23 protein-coding genes and 1 pseudogene are annotated in these 25,834 nt (G+C 62.3%); 19 read left to right on the top strand and 5 right to left on the bottom strand.

All coding sequences use genetic code 11. The annotated features are described in order from the left end of the window. Positions 1–5: 5 nt before the first annotated feature. The 4 genes and pseudogenes from C8K44_RS27875 to C8K44_RS06200 form a co-directional block, all read left to right on the top strand. Positions 6–914, top strand: a pseudogene (locus C8K44_RS27875) (branched-chain amino acid ABC transporter permease); the annotation flags it as partial. Between the two features lie 132 nt (positions 915–1,046). Then, the gene (locus C8K44_RS27880) at positions 1,047–1,949 is read left to right on the top strand and encodes a branched-chain amino acid ABC transporter permease (RefSeq protein ID WP_245417400.1); all 903 of its coding nucleotides are present in this window, start codon (positions 1,047–1,049) and stop codon (positions 1,947–1,949) included. After that, complete coding sequence (locus C8K44_RS06195) at positions 1,946–2,701, top strand: SDR family NAD(P)-dependent oxidoreductase (protein ID WP_245417380.1); 756 nt, start codon at positions 1,946–1,948, stop codon at positions 2,699–2,701. Before C8K44_RS27880 ends, C8K44_RS06195 begins: the two co-directional genes overlap by 4 nt. Next, the gene (locus tag C8K44_RS06200) at positions 2,698–3,480 is read left to right on the top strand and encodes an SDR family oxidoreductase (protein WP_109574897.1); all 783 of its coding nucleotides are present in this window, start codon (positions 2,698–2,700) and stop codon (positions 3,478–3,480) included. Before C8K44_RS06195 ends, C8K44_RS06200 begins: the two co-directional genes overlap by 4 nt. Before the next feature lie 101 nt (positions 3,481–3,581). Here C8K44_RS06200 and C8K44_RS06205 read toward each other — a convergent pair whose 3' ends face one another. Together C8K44_RS06205 and C8K44_RS06210 are read right to left on the bottom strand one after the other, a co-directional pair. Continuing rightward, the gene (locus C8K44_RS06205) at positions 3,582–5,120 is read right to left on the bottom strand and encodes an AMP-binding protein (RefSeq protein WP_109574898.1); all 1,539 of its coding nucleotides are present in this window, start codon (positions 5,118–5,120) and stop codon (positions 3,582–3,584) included. 103 nt (positions 5,121–5,223) lie between these two features. After that, positions 5,224–5,979 carry an SDR family NAD(P)-dependent oxidoreductase gene (locus tag C8K44_RS06210; RefSeq protein ID WP_109574899.1) on the bottom strand — a complete coding sequence of 252 codons (756 nt, stop codon included), beginning with the start codon at positions 5,977–5,979 and terminating at the stop codon, positions 5,224–5,226. A gap of 227 nt (positions 5,980–6,206) precedes the next feature. On the opposite strand from C8K44_RS06210, the gene C8K44_RS06215 reads away from it, so the two are divergent. The 9 genes from C8K44_RS06215 to C8K44_RS06255 all read left to right on the top strand — a co-directional run bounded on the left by C8K44_RS06215 (position 6,207) and on the right by C8K44_RS06255 (position 16,204). After that, entirely contained in the window at positions 6,207–7,217 is a 1,011-nt protein-coding gene (locus C8K44_RS06215) for an NADPH:quinone oxidoreductase family protein (protein WP_109574900.1), read from the top strand. Continuing rightward, positions 7,214–9,307, top strand: coding sequence for a 3-hydroxyacyl-CoA dehydrogenase NAD-binding domain-containing protein (locus tag C8K44_RS06220; protein ID WP_109574901.1), 2,094 nt, complete (start codon positions 7,214–7,216; stop codon positions 9,305–9,307). The genes C8K44_RS06215 and C8K44_RS06220 overlap by 4 nt, the downstream gene beginning before the upstream one ends. A gap of 48 nt (positions 9,308–9,355) precedes the next feature. Then, positions 9,356–10,234, top strand: a complete 879-nt coding sequence (locus C8K44_RS06225; RefSeq protein WP_109574902.1) for a CoA-transferase — start codon at positions 9,356–9,358, stop codon at positions 10,232–10,234. 11 nt (positions 10,235–10,245) lie between these two features. Then, on the top strand, positions 10,246–11,046 hold the full coding sequence (locus C8K44_RS06230) for a ketoacid CoA transferase (protein WP_109574903.1): 801 nt from the start codon (positions 10,246–10,248) through the stop codon (positions 11,044–11,046). A gap of 68 nt (positions 11,047–11,114) precedes the next feature. Then, complete coding sequence (locus C8K44_RS06235) at positions 11,115–12,317, top strand: acyl-CoA dehydrogenase family protein (protein ID WP_109574904.1); 1,203 nt, start codon at positions 11,115–11,117, stop codon at positions 12,315–12,317. Positions 12,318–12,333: 16 nt separating this feature from the next. Then, on the top strand, positions 12,334–13,404 hold the full coding sequence (locus tag C8K44_RS06240; RefSeq protein ID WP_109574905.1) for a phosphotransferase family protein: 1,071 nt from the start codon (positions 12,334–12,336) through the stop codon (positions 13,402–13,404). Between the two features lie 11 nt (positions 13,405–13,415). Further along, on the top strand, positions 13,416–14,186 hold the full coding sequence (locus C8K44_RS06245; protein ID WP_109574906.1) for an SDR family oxidoreductase: 771 nt from the start codon (positions 13,416–13,418) through the stop codon (positions 14,184–14,186). A 183-nt stretch (positions 14,187–14,369) separates the two neighbouring features. Further along, positions 14,370–15,575, top strand: a complete 1,206-nt coding sequence (locus C8K44_RS06250) for an acetyl-CoA C-acyltransferase (protein WP_109574907.1) — start codon at positions 14,370–14,372, stop codon at positions 15,573–15,575. Between the two features lie 23 nt (positions 15,576–15,598). After that, positions 15,599–16,204: a VOC family protein gene (locus C8K44_RS06255; RefSeq protein WP_109574908.1), complete on the top strand. Its 606-nt coding sequence runs from the start codon at positions 15,599–15,601 to the stop codon at positions 16,202–16,204. Between the two features lie 52 nt (positions 16,205–16,256). Here C8K44_RS06255 and C8K44_RS06260 read toward each other — a convergent pair whose 3' ends face one another. From C8K44_RS06260 to C8K44_RS06270, 3 genes are all read right to left on the bottom strand, one after another. Next, on the bottom strand, positions 16,257–16,994 hold the full coding sequence (locus C8K44_RS06260) for a TetR/AcrR family transcriptional regulator (protein WP_245417381.1): 738 nt from the start codon (positions 16,992–16,994) through the stop codon (positions 16,257–16,259). A gap of 172 nt (positions 16,995–17,166) precedes the next feature. After that, complete coding sequence (locus tag C8K44_RS06265; protein ID WP_109574910.1) at positions 17,167–18,057, bottom strand: SDR family NAD(P)-dependent oxidoreductase; 891 nt, start codon at positions 18,055–18,057, stop codon at positions 17,167–17,169. Further along, positions 18,054–18,932: an SDR family NAD(P)-dependent oxidoreductase gene (locus C8K44_RS06270; protein ID WP_109574911.1), complete on the bottom strand. Its 879-nt coding sequence runs from the start codon at positions 18,930–18,932 to the stop codon at positions 18,054–18,056. Before C8K44_RS06270 ends, C8K44_RS06265 begins: the two co-directional genes overlap by 4 nt. Before the next feature lie 344 nt (positions 18,933–19,276). On the opposite strand from C8K44_RS06270, the gene C8K44_RS06275 reads away from it, so the two are divergent. From C8K44_RS06275 to C8K44_RS06305, 6 genes are all read left to right on the top strand, one after another. Next, positions 19,277–20,305 carry a LacI family DNA-binding transcriptional regulator gene (locus C8K44_RS06275; protein WP_109575096.1) on the top strand — a complete coding sequence of 343 codons (1,029 nt, stop codon included), beginning with the start codon at positions 19,277–19,279 and terminating at the stop codon, positions 20,303–20,305. Positions 20,306–20,539: 234 nt separating this feature from the next. Then, positions 20,540–21,667, top strand: a complete 1,128-nt coding sequence (locus C8K44_RS06285) for a sugar ABC transporter substrate-binding protein (protein ID WP_109574913.1) — start codon at positions 20,540–20,542, stop codon at positions 21,665–21,667. Positions 21,668–21,745: 78 nt separating this feature from the next. Next, complete coding sequence (locus C8K44_RS06290) at positions 21,746–23,293, top strand: sugar ABC transporter ATP-binding protein (protein WP_109574914.1); 1,548 nt, start codon at positions 21,746–21,748, stop codon at positions 23,291–23,293. Further along, positions 23,290–24,270 (top strand): ABC transporter permease, encoded by a 981-nt coding sequence (locus tag C8K44_RS06295; protein ID WP_109574915.1) that lies wholly within the window; start codon positions 23,290–23,292, stop codon positions 24,268–24,270. Before C8K44_RS06290 ends, C8K44_RS06295 begins: the two co-directional genes overlap by 4 nt. Next, positions 24,267–25,253, top strand: coding sequence for an ABC transporter permease (locus tag C8K44_RS06300; RefSeq protein ID WP_109574916.1), 987 nt, complete (start codon positions 24,267–24,269; stop codon positions 25,251–25,253). Before C8K44_RS06295 ends, C8K44_RS06300 begins: the two co-directional genes overlap by 4 nt. A 4-nt stretch (positions 25,254–25,257) precedes the next feature. Further along, positions 25,258–25,800 carry a gluconokinase gene (locus tag C8K44_RS06305; protein ID WP_348626318.1) on the top strand — a complete coding sequence of 181 codons (543 nt, stop codon included), beginning with the start codon at positions 25,258–25,260 and terminating at the stop codon, positions 25,798–25,800. The last annotated feature ends 34 nt before the right edge of the window (positions 25,801–25,834 follow it).

A 25,834-nucleotide genomic window follows, 5' to 3' on the forward strand; every position in this document is an offset into this window, starting at 1 on the left:
TTGCCATGATGGATCTGATTGGCGTTCCGCCTGCACTGCTTTTCGGCCAGCTTCTCGTAGGCCTTATCAACGGCTCGTTCTACGCCATGATGAGCCTTGGCGTGGCCATCATCTTCGGCATGCTTCGCATCGGCAACTTCGTGCATGGCGCGCAATACATGCTCGGCGCTTTCGGAGCATGGTACCTGTTGCGCTTGCCCGAACTGTTTCCCGGCCTCGGACTGCCGTCCATTGGCTACTGGTGGGCGCTGGTTATCGTGCCGCTGGTTGTTGCTGTCATCGGCGGACTGATGGAGCGCATATTTATCCGCCGCGTCTACGACCTCGACCACGCCTACGGACTTCTTTTGACAGTTGGTCTCGCCATGGCGATCGAGGGCGCCTTCAACGTCTACTATGGTGCGGCCGGGCAGATGTACGGCGTGCCGGATTCGCTCAAGGGCGGAATTAATCTCGGCTTCATGTTTCTGCCGATATACCGCGCCTGGGTTATCGTTGCCGCCATCGTCGTGTGCTTCGGCACCTGGTATACGGTCGAGCGCACCAAGCTAGGCTCCTACCTGCGTGCTGCGACTGAAAATCCGGACCTGGTGCGCGCCTTCGGCATCAATGTGCCGCGCTTGCTGATGCTGACGTACGCATTCGGCGTCGGCCTCGCCGGCTTCGCCGGCGTCATGGCAGCGCCGATCTACCAGGTCAGCCCGCAAATGGGGCAGGGCATCATCATCACCATCTTCGCGGTCGTGGTGATCGGCGGCATGGGCTCGATCTTCGGCGCCATCGTCTCAGGTCTGATGCTCGGCGTGATCGAAGGCCTGACCAAGGTCTTTTATCCGCAGGCTTCGGCGACCGTGATCTTCGTCATCATGGCCCTGGTGCTGGTGTTCCGCCCTGCGGGCCTGTTCGGCAAGGAAACGACGAGCCATTCGGTCGCCGACGTTTCGTCCGGACGCGCCGGCAGCTTGCTGGAAAACGGCAGGCTTTGGTTCGCCGTCTTTGCAGCCGGCGGCATTGCCTTGCCGTTCCTGATCTACCCCATCATGGGCATGAAGATCCTGGTCCTGGCGCTCTTTGCCTTGGCCTACAATCTGATCTTCGGTTATGTCGGCCTGCTCGCCTTCGGCCATGCCGCCTTCTACGGCACATCGGCCTATGTGACGGCGCATGCCGCCGCCGCCTGGGGGCTGCCGACCGAACTATGCATCCTCATGGGCGTTTGTGCCGCCACGGCAGTCGGTGCGCTGTTTGGCTGGCTGGCGATCCGCCGGCAGGGGCTGTACTTCGCCATGATCACGCTGGCGTTGGCCCAGATCATCTATTTCTACGCGGTCCAAGCACCTTGGACACATGGCGAGGACGGCATCCAGTCGGTTCCGCGTGGCACATTGTTTGGCGTGATCGATCTCTCCAATACGTTCAACATGTATTACGTGACGCTCGCCGTGTTCCTGGCAGGGTTCGCCTTGGTCTACCGGATCATCCACTCTCCTTTCGGCCAGACGCTGAAGTCGATCCGGGAAAACGAACCTCGGGCCATCTCGCTTGGCTACTCGACCGACCGTTTCAAGCTGATTGCATTCACCTTGTCTGCGATGCTTTCTGGCGTGGCGGGCGCCATGAAGGCCATCATATTCCAGCTCGCCTCACTTGCCGACGTCTTCTTCATGACCTCCGCCGACGTGCTCTTGATGACGCTGATCGGTGGCGTCGGCACGCTACTCGGGCCGGTGGTCGGTGCGGCGGTTCTCGTCAGTTTACAGCGCGAGCTTGCGACCTTCGGAGCCTGGGTAGTGGTGATCCAGGGCGTGATCTTCGTTCTTTGCGTGCTGTTCTTGCGCAAGGGCATCGTCGGCACGCTGGAGGAGTTCCTCGCTAACCGCGCCGAGCGGAAGGCGCAAACGGGCGCCGGACAGTCGGAGACCGTCACCAAGACCGAGGTGGCACAATGACTGCGCCGTCGACGATCGTTGTGGGCATGGGGCCTGGCCTTGGCCAGGCCCTTGTGAAGAAGTTCGCCCGCGAAGGCCACAAGGTTGCCTTTGTCGGCCGTCGTCCCGAGGTGATCGCGCGCTACGAAAGGGAGTTGCGCAGCCAGGGGCTCGACGTCGCCGGGTTCGTCGGCGATGCCGGAAATCCAGTCGAAATGGATCGTGTCCATACAGCCATTCGCGAACGTCACGGCGATGCAGAGGCGCTGATCTATAATGCCGCGATCATCGAACCGGCGCGGTTCGTGACACCGTCGCGTATCGGCGAGGTGAAATACGGCACCGCCGATGGCTGGAAGTCACATGGCGCACCGGCAAGCGTCGACTATCTGGTCGATGCCTTCAGGACCAATGTTGCCGGCGCACTGCATTCGGCGCAGGCGGTTGCGCCAAGGATGGTCGAACGTGGCCGCGGCACGATCCTTTTCACCGGCGGCGTGCTCGCCTTCGGTCCATGGATCGAATGGGGCGTGACGTCCCTTGGCAAGGCGGCATTGCGTAGCCTTGGGCATTCGCTGGAAAAGGAACTGTCTCCGTCGGGCATCCATGTCTCGACGGTCGCCATCCACGGCACCATGCAGGCTGGCACACCATACGATCATGATCTCGTCGCCGACGCCTACTGGCACTTGCACCTCCAGCCGCGCGCGCAATGGCAGCCCGATTTCCACTTCCGCCAGGGTGTTCATGACGAAGGCGATCCCGACGCATGAGCCCTTCGATCCGCTTGGACGGCAAGCGGGCGTTGGTCACTGGCGGCGCCAGCGGCATTGGCGAGGCGGCGGCGAAGCTGCTGCGCGATCTCGGCGCCGAGGTGGTCATCGCCGACCTGAATAAAGAGACGTTGGACGAGGCGCAGGCGCGTACGGGTGCCAAGATCATCATGCAAGGCGATGTATCGAGCGAAGCCGACAGCGAGCGAATGGTTGCCGAAGCGACAGTCGCGATGGGCGGCCTCGACCTCGTCTTCAACTCGGCCGGGATCGGCGACGATCTGCTGCCTGTGCATGAGCAATCGGTGGAGCGCTGGCAGCGCATAGTCGACGTCAATCTTCGGGGCACCTATCTGATGTGCCGCGCAGCATCCCGACCGATGCTGGCGCAAAAGCATGGCGCCATCGTCAACGTGTCGTCCATCGTCGGGCTTGGTGGGTTTCCGCGCCGCTCGGCATATGCCGCGGCCAAGGCCGGCATCAACCACCTGACGCACACACTGGCCTGCGAATGGGGTCCGGCAGGTGTCCGCGTCAACGCGATAGCACCCGCCTACACGCGGACGCCTATGGTCGAGGCGCTGCTCGAGCGCAAGGCATTCGATCCGACCATCCTGGAACGGCGCACTCCGCTCGGTCGCCTGGCGCTGCCAGAGGAAATGGCGCAGGCGGCAGTTTTCCTGCTTTCGGACTGGGCCTCATACATCACCGGAACAGTACTGCCGGTCGATGGCGGCTGGGGCGCTTTCGGCGGCGCGGGCGACGTCGCGACTGCCTGAGGCAGCTTCAGTTGACGTTCAGATATCAATCACAACATACTGACATAACAAGAAAAGGGCCGCGCATTGCGCGGCCCTTTTTCTGCTGAAGACGAAGTGTCTCATTTGTTCCTGAAACCGTCGAGACGGTTTTCGCGCAGCGCCAGCACCAATTCTCGCTTGCGGATCTTGGCAGCCTCGACCGGCATGTTGTCGATGAAGTGGACGGCGCGGGGCGCTTTGTACGCGGCGAGGCTTTCGCGGCAGTAGCGGATGATGTCTTCGGCCGTAGCGTCCTGGCCCTCGGCCCTGACGATGACGGCGACGGGGATTTCGCCCTTGCTCTCGTCGGGGGCGCCGACCACGGCGCACATGGCAACCGCCGGGTGCTTGTAGAGCAGCGCCTCGATCTCGAGCGGATAGACATTGTGGCCGCCCGCAATGATGACGTCCTTCTTGCGGTCGACGATGAACAGATAACCATCTTCGTCAACGTAACCGAGGTCGCCTGACTTCCAGCCTCCATTGCCGAACGCTTCGACCGTTGCCTTTTCGTCCTGCCAATAGCCTTGTGCGACACAGTCGCCCGAAATGATGACCTCGCCGATCTCGCCTTGGGGTACGGTATTACCTTCGTCGTCGACGATCGAAATGCGCGAGCTGCCGACCGGCAGGCCTGCCGACCCTGGCTTGCGGATACCTGCCGTGGGCTCCATGACGTTCTGGCCGCTGGTTTCGGTCGAGCCGTAGACCTGGGTGACCCGCGCGCCCGAGAGTTCCTCGAAGCGGCGTATGACCGGCTGAGGCACGGGCGAGCCTCCCGTCGTGCAGATGCGCAGCGACGACAGGTCGTGTTTCACCGGGTCTACCTCGTTGACCATGTAGACATACATGGTCGGCGTGCCGCCGAAATAGGTGGCCTTGTAGCGGCCGATATCGGTCAACACCCGCTGTGTGTCCCACCGCTCGTGGAGCACGATGGTGCCGCCAGTGTAGAGGCAGAGGTTGAGCGTCACCGTCAGTCCGAAATTGGTGAATAGCGGCACGGCGCAGAGATAGGTTTCCTCGGCGAAGCGCGTGCCGTGCGAGACCATCATGTCGCGCAATGTCGAGCACTGGTTGAACTGCGACTGCGCTGCCCCCTTGGGCGCACCGGTGGTGCCCGAGGTGAAGAACAGGGCACAGATATCGTCGATATGGCAGGTCGCGTCCTCAAAGATCGAGGGAGCCGCTGCCATCAACTGGGTGAGATCGTCTGCGCTGCCGTCACCGGACGCGACCAGACAATGGGCGAGGTCGGGGAACTCGGTACGGATTTCGGAGAAGTAGGACCAGGTCGAGCCATCTGCGATCAGCGCCTTCATGCCGGTCTGGGTGACGATCTTGCGTAGCTCGGCGTGGCGGAACATGGCGCTGAGCGGGGCAGGGATCGCGCCGAGCCGCTGGCAGGCCCAGAAGCCGATCGCCATCATAGGCGTGCTCGGCAGATAGAGGCCGACGCGGTCGCCTTTGGCCACGCCACGCGACTTGAGCACGTTGGCCAGCCGGGCCGTCAGTTCGGAGAATTGCGCATAGGTGATCGTTTCCTTGTCGGTGACGATGAAGTTGCGCTCGCCGATCAGCCGTGCGTTTCGCGCCAGCACCTGGCTCAGGATTTCCATACTCGTATTCCTGCAGTCGAAATTGGGATTCCGGGACGACTTCAAGACCCGGCGGTCAATGCGGACATCGTCTGCACAGACTAAGCTAGGCCATGCTCACCGGTCACGAAATCAGAATGCCGCCGTCGATAGGTAGCTGATGTCCGGTCATCTTTCGCGATTCGTCCGATGCCAGGTAGAGCGCAGCATTGGCCACGTCGATCGGTTCGGCGATTCCAAGCAGATAGGCGTCGAACTGCGCCTTGAGATGTGGCTCCCGCTCGAAGAAGCCGAGTACGCGCTCCGTTGCAACGGCGCCCGGTACCAGCACGTTGACGCGGATGTTGTCCTTGGCGAACTCGACCGCCATCGAGCGCGTCAGCGAAATGATGCCGCCCTTGGCCGCCGAATAGGCGTCGCGGTTGGGGATACCCATGGCGCCAACGATGGACGAACAGTTGACGATGGAGCCGCCGCCCGATTTCTGCATCAGCGGAATGGCGTTGCGGCAGCACACCCATGTGCCGAAGAGGTCGAGCTTGATGCAGCGCCAGAACTCCTCGAACGGCGCCACCGTGACAGGGCCGTCGGCCGAGCTCGATCCGCCGGCGTTGTTGTAGAGCACGTCGAGCCGGCCCCAGGCGTCCATGACCGTCTTGAATGACGCCTCGACGCTGTCGGGCTCGGTGACGTCGGTCTCGACATAAAGGGCAGCGCCGCCCGATGCGCTGATGGATGCGGCAATGGCCTCGCCCTTCTCGCGGCTGCGGCCGGCGACGGCAACCTTTGCGCCTTCCTCGGCAAACAGCCTTGCGGCTGCTTCTCCGATGCCTCCGGTTGCCCCGGTGATGAATGCGACCTTGCCTGCCAAACGGGCCATGCTTGTTCTCCTCGAAACTGTATGCGCGAACCTGCGCTTGGGGACGCCGGCAACATCGTCCGAAGAGACTAAGATTGCCGCGCAATTTCGCAGTTTGGGCCTCGAAATGACGGGGAAATTGCGACTAGTCCCATCAGACGATGTTCGCAGTCTGCCCCTGTCCCATTCCTTGCTTCGATTGAAGAAATTGGCAGTGCCGAAATGGCAGCAACAAGCGGCGTTAGGAAATGAAGGCAGTAATCTGCAAGGAGTTCGCCCCGAGGGGTGAACTCAGGATCGAAGAGATCCCCGCACCGGTGGTCAAGCCGGGACAGGTGGCAATACGCGTCGAGGCATGCGGCATCAACTTTTTCGACGGGCTGATGGTCGAAGGCAGATACCAGACCAAGCCCGAACTGCCGTTCACGCCGGGCAGCGAAGCCGCCGGTGTAATCATTGCCGTCGGCGAGGGTGTCGAGCGCCTTGATGTCGGAATGCGCGTTCTGGCCTTCGCCGGTATCGGCGGCTATGGCGAGCAGGTTGCGGTCGACGCATGGAAGGTGTTTCGTATTCCTGACGAGATGAGCTTCGTCGAGGCGGCCGGCTTTCTCATCACCTACGCCACCTCGCACCATGCCCTGAAGGATCGGGCGCAGATAAGACCGGGCGAAACGCTGTTGGTTCTCGGCGCTGCTGGCGGCGTCGGGCTGACGGCCGTCGAACTCGGCAAGCAGATGGGCGCACGCGTCATCGCTGCCGCCTCCAGCGACGAGAAGCTGGCGCTGTGCCGCGAGTACGGGGCAGATGAAACCATCAACTATTCGACCGAGGACCTGCGCCAGCGGCTCAAGGAGCTGACCAATGGGCAAGGCGTCGACGTGGTCTATGATCCGGTCGGCGGCGCAATGACGGAAATAGCTGTGCGCGGGCTCGCGTTGTTTGGCCGGCTGCTGGTCATCGGTTTTGCCGCCGGCGACATCCCCAAGATCGCGCTCAACCTTCTGCTGCTCAAGCAGTCGTCGCTTATCGGCGTATTCTGGGGGGCTTATGCCCGTTCTGCGCCGGAGAAGAACGCCGAAAACATCGCCGAGCTGATGGACTGGTTCGCCAAGGGCAAGCTGAAGCCGCATATCTCGGCGGAATATCCGCTCGACCGCTTCGCCGAGGCGCTCGACGTCGTCATGGAGCGCGCCGTCAAGGGCAAGGTCGTTCTAGTGACGGGCAATTCAGGAAATAGCAGGGAAGGAGTGCCGGCATGACCGAGCTGCTCGCAAAGACCGTTTCTGTCGTCAGGCAAGGCAACATTCTGGTCGCGACCGTCGACAATCCGCCGGTAAACGCACTGTCGCATTCGGTCCGTTCTGGGCTGATCGAAGCCGTCAAGACGCTTGAAAGCGATGCGGACGCGCGCGCCATGGTCATCCTGTGCGAGGGCCGGACCTTCATTGCCGGCGCCGATATACATGAGTTCAAGAAGCCGATGGTTGCCCCACTGCTGGGCGAAGTGATCGACACACTCGACCTAGCGACCAAACCGATCGTCGCCGCCATCCACGGCACGGCACTTGGCGGGGGCCTCGAAGTGGCGCTCGCCTGCAGCTACCGCATCGCGCTCGAGGGCTCGAAAGTCGGCCTGCCCGAAGTCAAGCTGGGCATCCTGCCCGGTTCGGGCGGTACCGTGCGCCTGCCACGCCTCGCCGGTGTCGAAGAGGCGCTGAAAATGATCAGCGAAGGCGGCCAGATCTCGGTGCGCGAAGCCTGCGAAAAGGGCATCGTCGACGAGGTCGTGTCGGGTGACCTCAAGGCGGCAGCCATTGCCTTCGCCGAGAAGGTCGTTGCCGACGGCGCCAAGCTGCGTCGCACCAGCGACCTGCCGGTTCCGACGTTCGATGCCGCCGCGCTCGAAGCGAGCCGTATGGCATTGTCCAAGAAATACAAAGGCTTCAAGGCGCCGCTTGTGGCGGTAGATCTGATCAAGATGGTCACCGAGACCCCTGTCGCCGAGGCGATTGCGCTCGAATACAAGACCTGCAAGGAGCTGCTTGTTTCGCCTCAGTCGAAGGCCCTGCGCCACATCTTCGCCGCCGAGCGCGAGGCACTGAAGATCGATGGCGTCGATGCCGACGTCAAGCCGCGTGACGTGAGCAAGGTCGCCATCGTCGGTCCCGGCACCATGGGGCGCGGCATTGCTGCCTGCTTCCTCAACATCGGCATCCCGGTGACGCTGATCGGCCTGTCGGACGAGGGCCTGGCGGCGGCTGTCAAGGCAATCGGCAAGATCTACGAGGGCAGCATCAAGCGCGGCTCGATGACGTCGCAAGAGATGGAGCGCCGCATGGCGTTGCTGACCTCGACGACCTCCTATGACAGCCTCGGCGATGTCGACCTCGTGATCGAGGCCGTGACCGAGGATATGGCGGTCAAGAAGGACGTGTTCGCCAGGCTCGACGCCGCTCTGCCCGACCACGCGATCATTGCCACCAACACCTCGTTCCTCGACATCGAGGAACTGGCCCAGACGGCGAAGAACCCGGCCCGCGTCGCCGGCATGCATTTCTTCAATCCGGCCAACGTCATGAAGCTGCTCGAAAACGTGAGGGCCGCCAACACAGCGCCGGACGTGCTCGCCACGACCACGGCGCTGGGCAAGCGCCTCGGCAAGGCGCCGGTGATGGTCGGGCGCTCCGAAGGCTTCGTTGCCAACCGCATGCTTTCCAAACGCACGCGCGAGGCTCAGTTCCTGCTCGAGGACGGTGCGACGCCGCAACAGGTCGACCGCGTGCTAACCGCCTTCGGCTTCCCAATCGGCCCGTTCGCGCTGGCCGACCTCGCCGGCATGGACATCATGGCCGCTGCGCGCGCCGCACGTGTCGCTCGCATGTCGCCACGCGAGCAGCAGTGCAACATCGTCGACAGGCTGGTGGCTGCCGGCCGCCTCGGCCAGAAGTCGGGCGCGGGCTACTACGTCTATGACGAAAACCGCAAGGCGTCGCACGACCCCGCAGTCGATGAATTGCTCGACGCGCATCGCAAGGAGCGCGGCTTCACCGCACGCACCATAACCGACGAGGAAATCCTCGAACGCTGCCTGTTTGCCATGGTGAACGAGGCGGCCAAGATCCTCGACGAGGGTGCTGCGGCGCGACCCGGAGACATCGACGTCATCTGGACCAACGGCTTCGGGTTCCCGACCTATCTGGGCGGGCCGATGTTCTATGCCGATCAGGTCGGCCTGCCAAAGGTCAAGGCGGCGCTCGACAAATATGCCGGGCTGGTGGGCGACCAATATTTCAAGCCTGCCGCGTTGATCGAGCGGCTGGTTGCCGAGGGCAGGGGTTTCTACGGCTGAGCCGTATCCCGCCGAACCAAGATTGAAGAACAGACGGACTAGGATGCTATGAACAAGGAAATGGACCTGAAAGCGGTCGTCGCCCAGCTGCGCGACGGCATGACGATCGGCTTCGGCGGCTGGGGCCCTCGGCGCAAGCCGATGGCGCTGGTGCGCGAGATCCTGCGCTCGGACCTCAAGGACCTGACGCTGGTCGCCTATGGCGGGCCGGAAATCGGCATGCTGTGCGCCTCGGGCAAGGTCAAGAAGCTGATCTACGGCTTCGTTTCGCTCGATGCGATGCCGATTGAGCCTTACTTCCGCAAGGCTCGCGAGGCCGGTGCGGTCGAGGTGTCGGAGTTGGACGAGGGCCTTTTGCTGCTCGGCCTGCAGGCCGCCGGCCACAAGCTGCCGTTTGCCGCGACCCGCGTCGGCCTCGGCTCCGACGTAATGAAGTACAATCCTGACTTCAAAACGGTGAAGTCGCCCTATGGCGATGGCGAAGTGCTGCTCGCCATGCCGGCGATCAAGCTCGACGTGGCGCTGATCCACGTGAGTCGTGCCGACCGCCTGGGCAACACCCAGACCGACGGTCCGGACCCGTTCTTCGACGGACTGTTCGCCCGTGCCGCCGACAAGGTGTTCGTCACCACGGAAGTGCTGGTCGACCGCATCGATGCCGAATACTCCGACAAGGCCAAGAGCCAGTTGTTCGAGCGTTGCTTCGTGTCCGGCGTGGTCAAGGCACCGCTCGGCGCGCACCCGACCGCTTCGCATGACGCCTATGGCTGGGACATGGCCCACCTCAAGGACTACGCCGCATCTGCGACCGAAGAGGGCGGCTGGCAGCGCTATTTCGACCAATATGTGAAGGGCGACGAGGCCAGCTACGCCGCGAGCGTTGGCGGCGAAGCCAAGATCCGAGCCCTGCCGCTCCCCATTTTCTGATCGGACACGACATGACGACTGCAAAAGAATTCACTCTTGCCGAACTGATCATCGCTGCCGGCGCACAGGCCTGGGCCAGCGATGGCGAAGTTCTCGCAACCGGCATCGGGCCGCTGCCGCGTCTCGCCGCCGGTCTCGCCAAGCTGACCTGTGCGCCAGGCATCATGATGACCGACGGCGAGGCCTATTTGGTCGAAGAGCCTATCCCGCTTGGACCGCGCGGCGACTACAGGCCGAAGCTTTCCGGCTGGATGCCGTACAGCCGCGTCTTCGACAACGTCTGGAGCGGCCGTCGTCACGCCATGGTGACGCCGGTGCAGGTCGACCGCTACGGCCAGGGCAACATCTCTGCGCTCGGCGGCGAGTTCCAGAAGCCGAAGGTCGCCATGCTTGGCGTTCGCGGCTTCCCGGGCAACTCGATCTGCCACAAGAACTCGATGTTCCTGCCCAACCACTCGAAGCGCACCTTCGTCGAAGGTGAGGTCGATGTGGTGGCAAGCGTCGGCTACAACGCTAAGAACTGGCCGGAAGGCACCAAGCCCGCTGACGTCAAGCTCGGTGTGGTCATCACCGACCTCTGCGTGTTCGACTTCAACGGCCCCGACCATGCGGCTCAGGTGCTGTCGCTGCATCCCGGCGTGACTTTCGAGCAGGTGCAGGACGCAACCGGCTTCCCCCTGCTGCGCGCCGCAGGCATGGCCACCACGGCAGCTCCGACCGAGGAGCAACTGGCGATCATCGCCAAGCTCGACCCGCACAATGTCCGCGCCACGGTGCTGAAGGGCAATCCTTCCGGCGTCCGCGCCGCCTGACGACATCGGCCGCCGGCATCACTTTTTGCCGGCGGCTCCTTCCTGGGAATAGCAGTGGCGGACGCGAGATGAACTTCGAATACAGCGCAAAGACAAAGGACTTGCTCGAACGGCTGAATGCCTTCATGCACGAGCATGTCTATCCCAACGAAGGCCGCTATCACGAAGAGGTCGAGGCCGATCGCTGGGGCCATCCGCCTGTTCTCGAAGAACTCAAGGCCAAGGCCAAGAAGGCAGGCCTGTGGAACCTGTTTCTGCCCGATTCCGAACACGGCGCGGGCCTGACCAACACCGAATACGCACCGCTCTGCGAAGTCATGGGCCGGGTGCATTTCTCGTCGCAGATATTCAACTGCTCGGCGCCTGACACGGGCAACATCGAGACCATCGAGCGCTACGGCACGGAAGAACAGAAGGCACGCTGGCTGCCCGGCATGCTTGACGGCACCGTACGCTCCGCCTTTGCGATGACTGAGCCGGATGTGGCATCCAGCGATGCGACCAACATCCAGAGTTCAATCGTCCGCGACGGAGACGACTACGTCATCAATGGCCGCAAGTGGTGGATTTCGGGCGTCGGCGATCCGCATTGCGAATTGCTGATCTTCATGGGCAAGTCCGATCCAAGCGCCCACAAGCACAAACAGCAGTCGATGATCCTTGTGCCGATGGATACGCCAGGCATCAAGGTGCTCAGGCCGATGTCGGTGTTCGGCTATGACGACGCGCCGCACGGCCATATGGACATGATCTTCGAGAACGTCCGCGTGCCTGCATCAAACATGCTGCTCGGCGAAGGCCGTGGCTTCGAAATCGCACAAGGACGCCTCGGACCTGGCCGCATCCATCATTGCATGCGCCTGATCGGCCTTGCCGAACGTTGCCTGGAACTGATGTGCCGCCGCGTGAAGAGCCGTGTCGCCTTCGGCCGTCCGATCGGCGAACAGTCGGTGACGCTTGAGCGTATCGCCGAATCCCGCATCATGATCGACCAGGCGCGGCTCTTGACGCTGAAGGCTGCCTACATGATGGACACCGTCGGCAACAAGGCGGCACGGGCTGAGATCGGCATGATCAAGGTCGCCGCGCCCAACATGGCCTGCAAGGTCATCGACTGGGCGATCCAGGCGCATGGCGCGGCCGGCGTGTCGCAAGATTTCGTGCTCGCCAACTATTATGCGCATGCCCGTAAGCTGCGCTTCGCCGACGGTCCCGACGAGGTGCACCGCAACCAGATCGGGCGCCTCGAGCTCGCCAAATACGCCGACTGACCGGGGAGGGCGCGCCATGGATGCCAGCCGTTTCGTCGGCACCGAGCCGCTCGCCGCTGACAGCAAGATCGACGTCGCGCGGCTGCACGCCTACCTCAGGGCCAACATAGAGGGCTGTGAGGGCAAGCTTACGGTCGAGCGCTTTCGCGGCGGCCAATCCAACCCGACGATGCTGCTCAGCTTCGACGGTAAGCGCAAGCTGGTGTTGCGCAAGAAGCCCGACGGCAAGCTTCTGCCGTCCGCCCATGCCGTCGATCGCGAATTCCGTGTCATCAGCGCGCTGCGCGAAACCGATGTTCCAGTGGCCGGCGCGCGGCTGCTCTGCGACGACGAGAGCATCGTCGGCGCGATGTTCTACGTCATGGATTTCGTCGAGGGGCGTTCTTTCTGGGCGCCGTCGCTGCCAGATCAGTCGCCAGCCGAGCGCAAGGCGATCTACATGGAGATGAACCGCGTCGCGGCAGCCCTGCACAAGACCGACTACAAGGCGGTGGGCCTCGAGGACTTCGGCAAGCCCGGCGACTACGTCGCCCGGCAGGTGGCGCGCTGGACCAAGCAGTACCGGGCCTCGGAAACCGAGACCATCGAGGCGATGGACCGGCTGATCGAATGGCTGCCAAGCAACATTCCGCCGGGGACCCGCACCTCGCTGATCCATGGCGATTTCCGCATCGACAACATGCTGTTTCATCCGACTGAAACGCGGGTGATGGCCGTGGTCGACTGGGAATTGTCCACGCTGGGCGAACCGATGGCCGATTTCGCCTATCACATGCTGACCTGGCGGCTACCCAACAAGCCCTATCGCGGGCTCGGCGACATCGACATCGGCGAACTCGGTATCCCCGACGAGCGCAGCTACCGCGACGCCTATCTCAAGGCGACGGGGCAGGAGGGCGTCCCGGACCGCCACTGGTACGCCTACCTCGCCTACAGCCTGTTCCGTGTCGCCGGCATCCGACAGGGCATTATGAAGCGCGTGGTCGACGGCAATGCGGCGAGCGCCCATGCCCGCGAGGCCGGCGCCCTGGCGCGGCCGGTCGCCGAGTTCGGCTGGCACTACGCAGAACTGGCGATGAAATCGTAAGGGAGGATGGAATGAGCGGACTGTATCCGGCAGAGGGCGCAGCAATCGTCATCGGCGGTAGCGGTGGCGTCGGGGCCGAAATCTGCCGGGTGCTGGCGCGGGACGGCTGCGACGTGGCGCTGACCTACCACAGCAATCAGGCCAAGGCCGAGTCCGCTGCGGATGCAGTACGCGGCGAGGGGCGCAAGGCGTCCATCCACAAGCTCAATATCGAAGATGTCGACGCGACGCGCGCCTTTATCAACGGCGTGGCGGAAGTCCATGGCGCCGTCCACACGGTGATCTATGCTGCGGGCCCACTGGTGCCGCTGATCCACCTCAGCAAGATCGAGCCCGAACAGATGCGCAAGCACCTGATGCAGGACGCCTTCGGCTTCTTCAACGTCATCCATTACGCCATTCCGCACCTGCGCAAGGCGCGCGGCTCGATCGTTGCATGCCAGAGCTCGGCGCAGTACCGCTTTGCTGCGGCCGACGGCCTGTCTGTGGTGCCGAAATCGGCCGTCCATGCGCTGATGAAGGGTGTGGCCAAGGAAGAGGGCCGCTACGGCATCCGCGCCAATGGCGTGGCGCTCGGCATCATAGAGACCGGCCAGCACACCGAACTCAGCAAGCTTGGTTATATCGACGACAAGTACATGCAGGCAGCTGCCATGGCCACGCCCCTGCGCCGCAACGGCAAGGCCATCGACATCGCCGAGGCCGTCAGCTTCCTGGCATCCAGCCGCGCCGGTTTCATCTCCGGCGAAGTGATCAATGTCGACGGCGGATATCACGTCTGACCGCAAATTTCGTGCGGGCGGAAATGCTTGTAGCTACCGTTAGTCTTTTCAGACGATGTTCAGTGGCCCCACCGCTCCTAGCAAGTAGTTGGAAAACTTCGGTTCCGGACGCTTCGCAGCAGAAATGACCTGCGCATTTGCTGCCCGGGTTCCCGCCGAAATCAACTGTTCTGGAGCAATCCTTTGCGCGAAGCCGTCATCGTTTCCGTCGCCCGCACCCCCATCGGCAAGGCCTTCCGTGGCGCCTTCAACGACACCGAGGCCCCGGCACTGTCCGGCCACGTCGTGCGCGAGGCAGTCAAGCGCGCCGGTATCGCTCTCGACGCCGTCGAGGATGTCGTCATGGGCTGCTCGGCCCAGCAGGGCACGCAGGGCTACAATATCGGTCGCCTGACGGCTGCCGCAGCCGGCCTGCCCGACAGCGTTCCCGGGATGTCGATCGACCGCATGTGCTCGTCGGGCCTGATGGCTGTTTCGATCGCCGCAAAGCAGATCATCGTAGACGGCATGGAAACGGTTGTCGCCGGCGGCGTGGAATCGATCAGCCTGACCCAGAACAAGCACAAGAACAGTTTTCGCGCCCGTTCGCAGGCAGTGACCTCGCAGTGGCCGCATATGTACATGACGATGATCGAGACCGCCGAGATCGTCGCGAAGAAGTACGGCATCAGCCGCGAGGCGCAGGACGAGTTCTCGCTGGCGAGCCAGCTGCGCACAGCCGCCGCCCACCAGGCCGGCCGCTTCGATGACGAGATCGTGCCGATGGCGTCGCGCAAGATGGTGGTCAACAAGGAAACCAACGAGACCAGCTTCCAGGACGTCACGCTGACGCAGGACGAAGGCTTCCGCGCCGACACCAATCTCGAGGGCCTCGCCAAGCTCAAGCCTGTCTTCGCCGATGGCGAAGTGATCAAGACAGGCGAGTACGTCACCGCCGGCAACTCATCGCAGCTGTCGGACGGCGCTGCCGCGCTCGTGGTCATGGAAGCCAGGCGCGCCGAGCAGCTTGGCCTCAAGCCACTGGGTGCCTATCGTGGCATGACCGTTGCCGGCTGTGCCCCCGAGGAGATGGGCATCGGCCCGATCTTCGCAGTGCCGAAGCTGTTGCAGAGGCACGGCCTCAAGGTCGACGACATCGGGCTCTGGGAGCTCAACGAGGCTTTCGCCAGCCAGGCGGTCTACTGCCGCGACACGCTGGGCATCGATCCCGACAAGGTCAACGTCAACGGCGGCGCTATCGCCGTCGGCCACCCCTTCGGCATGACCGGCGCGCGCACGACCGGCCACGTGCTGATCGAAGGGCGTCGCCGCGGCGTGAAATACGGCGTCGTCACCATGTGCGTCGGTGGCGGCATGGGTGCTGCCGGCCTGTTCGAAATCTTCAACTGATCGGGCATTTCAGGGAGGGGACGATGACCACAGCCGAGCTTGGACTTGGACAGGGATTGAAGCCCATATTGGGGCCCGCGACCCAGCTCGGCTTTGTCGTCCGCGACATCGAAAAAGCCATGCACCACTGGATCGACGTGTTCGGCGTCGGTCCCTTCATCTTCATGGAGCGAGGCGTCAGCCAGCCGGTGAGCACCACCTGGCATCGCGGCCAGCCCGTCGAGGTCGAGCTGCGGCTCGCTTTCGGATACATGGGTGATGTGCAGATCGAACTGATCGAGCAAACCAACGACGCCTCGTCGCCCTACAGGGACTTCCTCGCCTCCGGGCGCGAGGGCCTGCAGCACCTGGGCTTCTGGGTGCATGACCATTCCGAAGCGACCGCGCGCGTCGAGGTCGCGGGCTACGAGCGCGACTACGAGATCCGTGTCGCCGGCCAGGACCAGTCGATCCTCTACTACCGTTCGCCCGACCTCTATGGGCCGATGCTGGAGATCGTCCCGCCGATGTGGCGTCGCTCGCGTCAGGCAGTGCTCGACCACATCCGGGCCTACAAAGGCGCGGATCCCATCATCCGCTTTGACACCTACAGCGCCTTCATCCAGCAGGCCGGTGTGAAATTCGACTGATTTCCAGGAAGTTGCCGTCAGATTAAGGCCGTCGGGTATCAGGCGGACTTTGCTATTTGACCAGCTTTTCCAGCTCGTCGATCTGCTGGCGCAGGCCGGAGATGGTCTGGCGCACGGCCTCGGCATCACGCGGCTGGTCGTGATGGGCCCGCAGACCGGCAAGGGCCATGTCCGCGATGATCTCGCCGATCTCCACTGGGGTCTTGGCACCAGAAGGCGAGTACCAGCGAGATGTCCAGTTGGCCATGCCGATCACGGCAAAGGCGGTGACCTTTGGGTCGACTGTCCGAAATTCGCCGCTGACGATACCATCGGAAATGCAGCGAACATAAAAATCATAGATGTGGCGACGGCCCTGATTGTAGATCGGGCCGAGCGCCTCCGGGATCTGGGTTTCGAGGCGCGACAACAAGATGAAGCGCGAGCCCGAAGACAGGCGGCGGACGATGCCGTCTACGATTGCGCGACGCAGCCGCTCGGAAGCCGACAGGCCGGGTTCGGCCATCAGCTCCTGAAGGCGGTGGGACGGCGTCAGGGCTTCCGACTCGACGAGGGCGGCCAACATTTCTTCCTTGTTGCGGAAGTAGTGGTAGACCGCCGAGCGACCGAGGCCGAGCGCCTGGGCGATATCGTTGATGCTGGTCTGGACATAGCCCTTGCTGTCGAACAGCTCGGCGGCGATGTCGATAAGCTGCTCGCGCACCAATTCCTTGCGCGGATTGGTCGACGCGCGGGCCGAGCCATCACGATCGAGATATTCTGCGCCTGCGCCGCCATCCATCTGTGCCATACGCGCTATCCTGCTCAAGGCCGCAACTCCACGCTTCGGATACTCGACGCAACGTTCGACAACCGGCGGTCGAATCGCCCAAAGCCCAGGCTACTGGCCGGATCGAATATAATACGGTTCGCGTTTCTGTAAGCCCGCCGCGATGCAGGATTTTTATCGTCAGGCATTAGTGTCACGTTCTTGTATCAACGGCCTTACCGGCAATCGGCTGATAGAGCGGGGCGCCGAACAGCGGGCGCCGCGACTCGGGCAGCCGCCCGTCCGTATCGGTGACGCCGTAGCGGCTTGCCAGCTCGGTCGAATAGAAGGTGCCGCCGCTGAGCGCCATGGCGTCACCGGCCGCATGGATCGCCGCCAGCACGCGGCCGAGAAAGAATGGCGTCTCGATATGCGGCAGGTTGCCGGCATTGTCGCCAATCACGCCACCCGCAGCGATCCCGGCAAGCGTGCGTTCGGTGCCGATCAGGCCCGGCCACAGCGAGATTGCGGCCACGTCGAAGGGCTTGAGCTCGTGGGCCATGTCGTGGGCCAGCTTGTCTTGTCCGGCCTTTCCGACGCCGTAGGGCAGGCTATGACGATAGACCTTGCCGCCCGGGCCGGAGGTATTGGCAATCAATCCCGAGTGCTGGCGAACCATGATGGGTGCCGCGAAATGGCTGGCCGCATAGCTCGAGCGCAGGCCGACATCGATCATGTCGCGCCACAGCGACAGCGGGCGTTCCCAGAAATTGCCGTCGGGAACGGCCCAGTCGGGCATGGCGAAGGCATTGTTGACGAGCAGGTCGAGCCGACCCTGTTCGGCATCGACGCGTTTGAACAGGGCTTCGGTTTGGCCATCGTCGAGATGATCGCAGATGGCAACGATGCCCTTGCCACCGGCCTGGTCGATCGCCTCGGCGGTGTCGCTAACGGTGCCGCCCCAAGGGCCGATCGCCTTGCGCTCGCTGCGGCCGGTGCAATAGACGGTGAAGCCGGCTTCACCCAGCGCAACGGCAATGCCGCGACCAAGGCCACGGCTGGCGCCGGTGACGACCGCAACGGGCCTGTTTTCATTGCTGCTCAACTCGGCTTCCTCTGGTAGCCTAGGCCGAGCGGCTGCTGATTGCCGGTCAGCGTCTCGGTGAAGGCTGCGCTGACCGCTTCGTAGCTCCAGTCGCCCTCAAGCACCGGATCGGCGATCAGCGGATGCGTGACGAAGGACAGTTGCTTGCCGGCGATGCGCACGACCTGGCCGTTGATCTTCTCGGCTGCGTCGGAGAGCAGGAAGCTGACGACCGGAGCATTGACGTTGGCGTCGGGCAGGGCGGCATAATGCACCTCGCGGCTGGCCGCTTGTTCGGCCATCAACGCCTTGTTCTGGGCTGCCATGGCAGTTTCCGCCAAAGGCGACAGCGCGTTGACACGCACGCCGGTGCCGCGCAGTTCCATGGCCCAGCTGTAGGTGAGGGAGGCGACCCCGCCCTTGGTGGCGCCGTAACCGCCAAGCGCCACGTCACCAGCCTGCGATCCGGACGCGACGTTGATGATCGAGCCGCCCTTGCCTGCGGCCAGCATGCGCCGTGCGGCGTGGCTGGCGCAGGCAGCGGTGCCGATGAGGTTGATCTCTACCATGCGGCGCATATCAGCCTCGGTGAGGTCGAGGATCTTGCCAATACGCAGGATGCCGGCGTTGTTGACGATGCCAGTGATGGCGCCGAACGCATCGATGCAGGTGTCAACCAGCGACTGGGCATAGCTCCAGGACGAGATGTCGCCGGCGTGAGCGACGGCTTTGCCGCCCGAGCCAACGATCGAATCGACACTCGACTGCGCGGCCTCGGCGCTGATGTCGTTGACGACCACCGCTGCACCTAGGCGCGCAGCGTGGCGCGCGTAGGCAGCGCCAAGGCCTGAGCCGGCACCTGTGATGACAACAGCCTTGCCTTCAAGTGATTTCATTGGCGTCCTCCCGGCCAACAAGCATGGCGGCGACAGACACCAAGGGCATCCCACATTTGGACGAGGCGCGGGAAGGATCGGGCGTCTTTCGAAACGGCTGTCACGCGCGAAGCGCTGGTCGAAACAACGGTCACCAACCGTCAAATCGGCCAAAGGATCTCGATTGAGCCGGAGGACCGCACAGCGTGTTCCGATGAATGGATGAAGCGCTTCGACAGGGCGCACCTTGGAGGGGCTCCCACTTAGCGCCACCGAATTGTTCCACTTGGCTTCTCAACCCAACCGGCTTTGTTGCATGATGCCGTGCAAGATTGGACCCTATCGCATCGACGAAGAAGGCGGACTTGGTGGCGCGGAGAAGACGTGGCGGCGGCAAGCCGACGATTGCCGATGTTGCGCGCCGCGCTGGCGTGGGCGCAATTACCGTGTCACGCGCTCTGCGCGAGCCTGATCGCGTTTCGGAGGATCTACGCAACCAGATTGCCACGGCGATCGAGGAACTTGGCTATGTGCCCGACCGCAATGCCCGTGCGCTTGCTTCGGCGCGGGACGATATTGTCGCTGTTTTGGTGCCGTCGCTGACAAACAACGTCTTCGCCGAGGTCGTGCGCGGCCTCTATGACGGTCTGGGCGACAGCCACCTCCAGCTTCACCTTGGCAACACCCACTATTCGGGCATTGAAGAGGAACGCTTGCTGCGTGTTTTCCTGAGCCAGCGACCGTCGGCCCTTGTTGTTTCCGGTATCGACCAGACTCCGGCAGCCCGAGCGATGCTGCAGAAGGCGGGATGTCCCGTGGTCCAGATCATGGAAACGGGCTCCAATCCGGTCGATATGATGATCGGCTTTTCGCATTTCGAAGGCGGGCGCACGGTCACCCGCCACCTTGTGGAGATGGGTTACCGAAGGATCGGTTTCATCGGCGCGCGCATGGACCCTCGGTCGCAGCGCCGCATGGCTGGCTATCGCGCCGTGGTTGAAGAGGCCGGTCTCTATGACCCGCGCTTGGTGACCACGACGCCCACGCCATCCAGCGTCTCGCTCGGTCGCGAACTGTTGCGGCACGCCCTTGCCAAGTCGCCCGACCTTGACGCTGTATTCTGCAACAATGACGACCTGGCCCTGGGGGCGCTGTTCGAATGCAACCGCTCTGCGCTGGCAGTACCAGGACGGATTGGCATTGCAGGCTTCAACGACCTCGACATGATGGAAGTGGCCTTTCCCTCACTTACCTCCGTTCGTACGCATCGCTACGAGATCGGCAGGCGCGCGGTTGCCATGGTTCGTGCTGCGCTATCTGGGACACGTCAACCAGAACACGTCGTTGACGTCGGTTTCGAGCTGAAGATCCGGGAAAGCACAAGCCGCAAATAGTCTCCCATTGCTCGTCACGCTGAAGCGGGGCCGTCTTTACATTCAAGGATGGTAGCGCTACCATCGTCGAATTGCGCCAATTGCCGGGAGGAATGGCCTTGGTGTGCAATGTGGAGGATATTGTCCCGACATTCGCCTGCCGCAGCGGTGACGCTGCCGAGGGAATGTTGTGCCGCCATTCTGGCCGCTTGCGGATCGATCCTCAACGTCATGAAACGAAACGGGAGGATTGACATGTTGAAGTCGCTTGCGGCTGGCATGATCGCGGCCAGCGCGTTTCTCTTGATTGCATCGACGGCAATGGCCGACCCGGAAGTGGTGTCCGGTCCAGCTGCCGACGCGAAATGCTTCGCCCCATGGAATGCGGATACGAAATTCTACAAATATCCAGCAAAGACCGGGCCGTTTCGCGTTGCCCTCGCCAACGGCTATATCGCCAACACTTGGCGCATCCAGATGATCCAGTCGGCCAAGGCCTATGCGGCGCAACCTGAGGTTGCAGCGAAACTCAAGGAGTTCAAGGTCGTCTCGACCGGCGAAGATGTGCCAGCGCAGATCTCGGCCGTCGATAACTTCATTGATTCAGGCTACGACGCCATCATCGTAAACGCACAGAACGCGGCTGCTCTCATTCCGGCGCTGAAGAGAGCGAAGGCCGCAGGTGTCGTGGTGGTTGCCTTCGACGGTACGGTCGATGACTCCGAAGATCTCATCAACGTCAACGTTGACCAGAAAGGTCTTGGTGTCCTTTGGGCCAACTGGCTCGTCAAGCATCTGCCGGAGGGCGGCAAGATCCTTGAGGTGCGTGGCGTAGCCGGTCATCCGGTGGACGGCGCCCGCCACGAGGGTATCCAGGAGACCTTCGCGGCCACTGGCAAGAAATGGGATGTCGTCGAAGTTGTCGGCAAGTGGGACGATGCGGTTGCGCAGAAGGTGACGGCGGATGCCATAGTCGCCAGCGGACCGTTCGATGGCATTACTGGCCAAGGAGGAGACACCGGCATTGTCCAGGCCATGATCGACACCAAACACGCATTTGTACCGTTTGGCGGCGAAACGGAGAACGGATTTCGCAAGTTCTGCGCCAAATTCAGCGGCGATGGATTGAAATGCTCTTCGGCCGGCTCCGGTCCTGCCCAGGTTGCGGTCGCCATCAAGACCGCGCTTGCCGCGCTTGAAGGCAATGTGGTTCCACAATCGATCAAGCTGCCGCTGGCTATCGTCGAGGACCCCAACTTCAAGGAAGGCCAAGATTTTTATCCGGACCAGTCGGACAACTTCTTTGTCGGCAACTCCTTCCCGACCTGCGGTATCGACATCTCCGCTATCGAGATCCTCGGCCAGTCCAAGGAAAACCAGTAGATCTGGGACAACCCAACTCTCTGCCGCGGGGCAATCCCGCGGCAGCCTTGCGCCATCGACTCGCAACAGGAGGTTCGGTTGGACAGCATCCCGCTCTTCCAGATGGAGAAGGTTTCCAAGCGCTATGGCGGTGTCCACGCATTGGAAAAGGCCGACCTGACCGTTGAAGCTGGACGCATTCACGCCATTCTCGGAGAAAACGGCGCCGGCAAATCGACTTTGATCAAGATCATGGCAGGCGTCGTGATGCCTGACGAGGGCAGGATGCTGATGAAAGACCAGGAGATGTCGTTCTCATCTCCGGCGGCGGCTGTCAGGCAAGGGGTGGCTTGCATCTTCCAGGAGCTTTCGCTCATTCCCGACCTCAGCGTCGCCGACAACATCATGATCACCGATCCACCCAAACGGTTCGGCCTGATCGACCGTCGAAAACAGCGGCTGATCGCCATGGATGCGCTGGCGCGGGCCGGAGCGGAAGACATCCACCCCGCAGCCCTGGTCGGAGACCTGCCGCTGTCGCGGCGCCAACTGGTCGAGATCGCCAAGGCGCTTGCGCGGGACCCGAAGATTCTCATCCTGGACGAGGCAACATCCGCGCTCACCGCTGCGGATGTTGAAAAGGTGTTTGCGGTACTGCGGCGCTTACGCAACGAAGGAATGGCGCTGCTGTTCATATCGCACCGCATGAACGAGATCACGGAGCTTGCCGACACCTGCACCGTGTTCAGGAACGGTCGCAACGTCGCCACATATGAAGCGGGGAGCAGATCCGAAAACGAAGTCGTCGAGATGATGATCGGACGACACTATAGCCACGTCTTTCCGCCAAAGCCGCGCGCTGCTGCCATCGCGCGCCGCCCGGCGCTGGAATGTCGCACCTTGTCGTGGGACAATCGGCTGAAGAACATCTCCCTTTCAGTGCGGCCCGGCGAAATCGTTGGTCTTGGTGGCCTTGACGGCCAAGGCCAGCGCGAGCTGCTGCTGGCAATTTTCGGAGTGTTGCGCGGGATGGACGGCGACATCTTCGTCGATGGCCAGCGCGTCTCCATCAACAGCCCCTCGGCGGCCAAGGTCCAGTCCCTGGGAATGGCGCTGATCCCGGAGGATCGCAAGACCGAAGGTCTGATGCTGCCTATGTCGGTACGCGACAACCTTTCTTTCGCGGCGCTCGACATGCTTTCCGTGCGCGGCATCATAGACAGCCAAGCCGAGCGTCAGGCCAATGAGGACATGCTGCGGTTGCTTGCCGTCAAGACCGATGGACTCAATGGTCCGGTCAGCGCGCTGTCGGGCGGCAATCAGCAGAAAGTTGTCATCGCCAAATGGCTGATGCGCAAACCCGGCATCATTTTGCTCAACGATCCGACACGCGGCATCGACGTGGGTACCAAGCAGGAGATCTATCAACTTCTGCGTCGTCTGGCCGAACAGGGCGCGGCGATCCTCTACTACTCGACAGACTATGACGAATTGATCGGCTGCTGTGACCGGGTCCTTGTCCTTTATGACGGCACGATCAAAGGAGAATTCGCGGGCAACGAACTCAATGAGCACGCGCTAGTTGCCAGCGCCCTCAACGTGGATCACGACATGGGGCGCACTCGGATCGAGGGGCCATCATCATGACCGAGTGGCGCTACTGGCTTGCGGAGCAGCGGGGAACACTGATCGCCCTTGGCATCTTCATCTTCATGTTTGCTATCTACATCACCAATCACCCCGCCGGGCTCACGCCGAACGTTGCGCAGACGGCGTCGAACAAGGCCACGCTTCTGGCCCTCGTTGCCATGGCCCAGGCCCTCGTCGTGATCACGGCGGGAATTGACCTTTCCATTGGATCGATCTTCGTGTTGACCAATTGCCTGGCGTCCTGGCTCGTGCAGGGAACACCGGCGGAAACAGCCTTTGGTATCGTTTTGGTGCTTTCAGTCGGCCTGCTTTGCGGGACAGTAAATGGCCTGATCGTGCTGTTTGGAAGGTTGCAGCCGATTGTTGCCACCATCGGAACCGGCGCGGTCTATTTCGGCATTGCACTGATGTTGCGCCCGTTGCCCGGAGGATCCGTAAACGAAACGCTGGCTGATGCGATGACCGGCAAATTGCTCGGCGTTGTGCCAACGAGCTTGGTGTTTCTCCTGGCAATCGTGCTTTTGATCTGGGTACCGTTCAGCCGCTCTGTTGCCGGGCGCGCTGCGTATGCCGCCGGCTCGTCCGAGCAGAGCGCCTACATGTCGGGTGTTCCGATCCGTCGTGGCAAGCTGGCCGCCTATGCCCTTTCAGGCCTGCTTGCCGGCACCGGCGGATTGTTTTTGACCTTCTTCACCTATTCGGGCGAGGCATCGACGGCAAGCGCAAGCACCTATACGCTTTTTTCGATCGCCGCAGTCGTGCTTGGCGGCGTCTCGCTCTACGGCGGCAAGGGCAGCATCATTGGTGCCATCTTCGGCGCCTTTGCCTTCCGAACCATCGGCGACCTCATGTTCGTCTTTGATCTGGATGCCTTGTGGCAGCCCTTGTTTCAGGGAGTAATCTTGCTGGCTGCGATCAGCTTCGGTTCGATTGGCCTTCTGAGGGTGCGCAATCGGCTGGAGTGGTTTCGATGAGCGAAGCCTTGCCCATGCGGACGGTAAAGCGGATACCCAAGTTCCTTCGCCGCGCAGATCCTGCGATCTTGACCGCCTTTGGTTGCATCGTGGCGCTGATCATTGTCGGAAGCGTCTATTCGCCGAGCTTTCTTTCGACCGACTATCTGCTCCAACAGCTGAAGGTTGCGTCCTTCCTTGGCGTGATCGCCACAGGCATGATGCTAGTTATCCTTCTCGGCCAGATAGATCTCTCGGTGCCGTGGGTGGTGGCGGGGGGCGCGATGATGGCCTGTGCCGCGACCGCATACGGACCCGTGGCAGCCGCCCTGGCAATCCCCTTCGGCATATTCTGCGGAACGGCGTTCGGAACGCTGAACGGATTCGGCGTCGCTTATTTGCGCATCCCCTCTATGATCGTCACACTTGCCACCAACGCCGTCGCCCAAGGGCTGATGGTAGTCTATACGGGCGGCTTTGCGCCGCGGGATTCAGCAACAAACGCGATGCGCTACCTGGCCACTGGCGCACTCGTGCCGGGCGTACCCAACGCTGTGGTCGTCTGGGCCCTGGTGGGTGCGGGCATGGTGTTCATGTTGACGAAAACGCGCTTTGGCCGTGCCGTCTACGGTATCGGCAATCGGGAGCGCGCCGCCTATTTGTCGGGCGTCAACACCAGGCGTGTCGTGCTCATTGCCTTTGCAATCTCGGGTGGCTTGAGTGCGCTGGGCGGCGTCCTTCTTGCAGGCTATGCCTCCAAGGCGGCCCAGGCCATGGGCGATGCATATCTGCTGCCGGCAATAGCCGCCGTGGTGCTTGGCGGCACCTCCATCTTGGGCGGGAAGGGATCATATCTGGGGACGGTAGCAGGCGTCATCTTGATTACCCTCCTGCAGTCCATCCTCTCGGTCATTCAGATGCCCGAAGCCGGCCGGCAGATCATCTATGGGGTCGTCATCATCTCCATGCTGCTGCTTTACGGTCGGACCCCATCAAAAGGGTGAAAGCTTGAACAAGCCCGGCATAACGACTCATGGTCTCATACCGCCGCTGATCGTCATGGGCGTTAGCGGCAGTGGCAAGTCGGTGGTCGGGTTGGCGATTGCTGAGGCACTCCATGCGAGCTTCGTCGAAGGCGACATGCTGCATCCGGCGAGAAACATCGCGCGCATGGCCAATGGACAGGCGCTTAACGATTCAGATCGCCAGGGCTGGCTCGACCTGATCGGCCGTGAGATCGCCACGCGCGTTGTGCGAGGGCAGGATGTCGTTGCCGCATGTTCTGCCCTCAAACGCCGCTATCGTGATCAGCTCCGAAAACTCAATCCGTCCTTGCGTTTCGTTCATCTGGTGCTCGATCCAGCCACAGCCCACCGTCGCGTTTTGGAGCGCACCGGCCATTTCATGCCGGCAAGCCTGGTCGACAGCCAGTTCGCAGACCTTGAGCCTCCAGATCTCGACGAGGCCGCGCTTGTCCTTGACGCGCTGTTGCCTGTCGATGTGCTGGCAAAAGCGGCTGCAGATTTCGCGAAAGGTGGCCGGCGGCCATAACGAGAACCGGCTTGGAAGGGAGCATGCACTTGGG

It is taken from the genome of Aminobacter sp. AP02 (assembly GCF_003148805.1).
GTDB lineage: Bacteria > Pseudomonadota > Alphaproteobacteria > Rhizobiales > Rhizobiaceae > Aminobacter.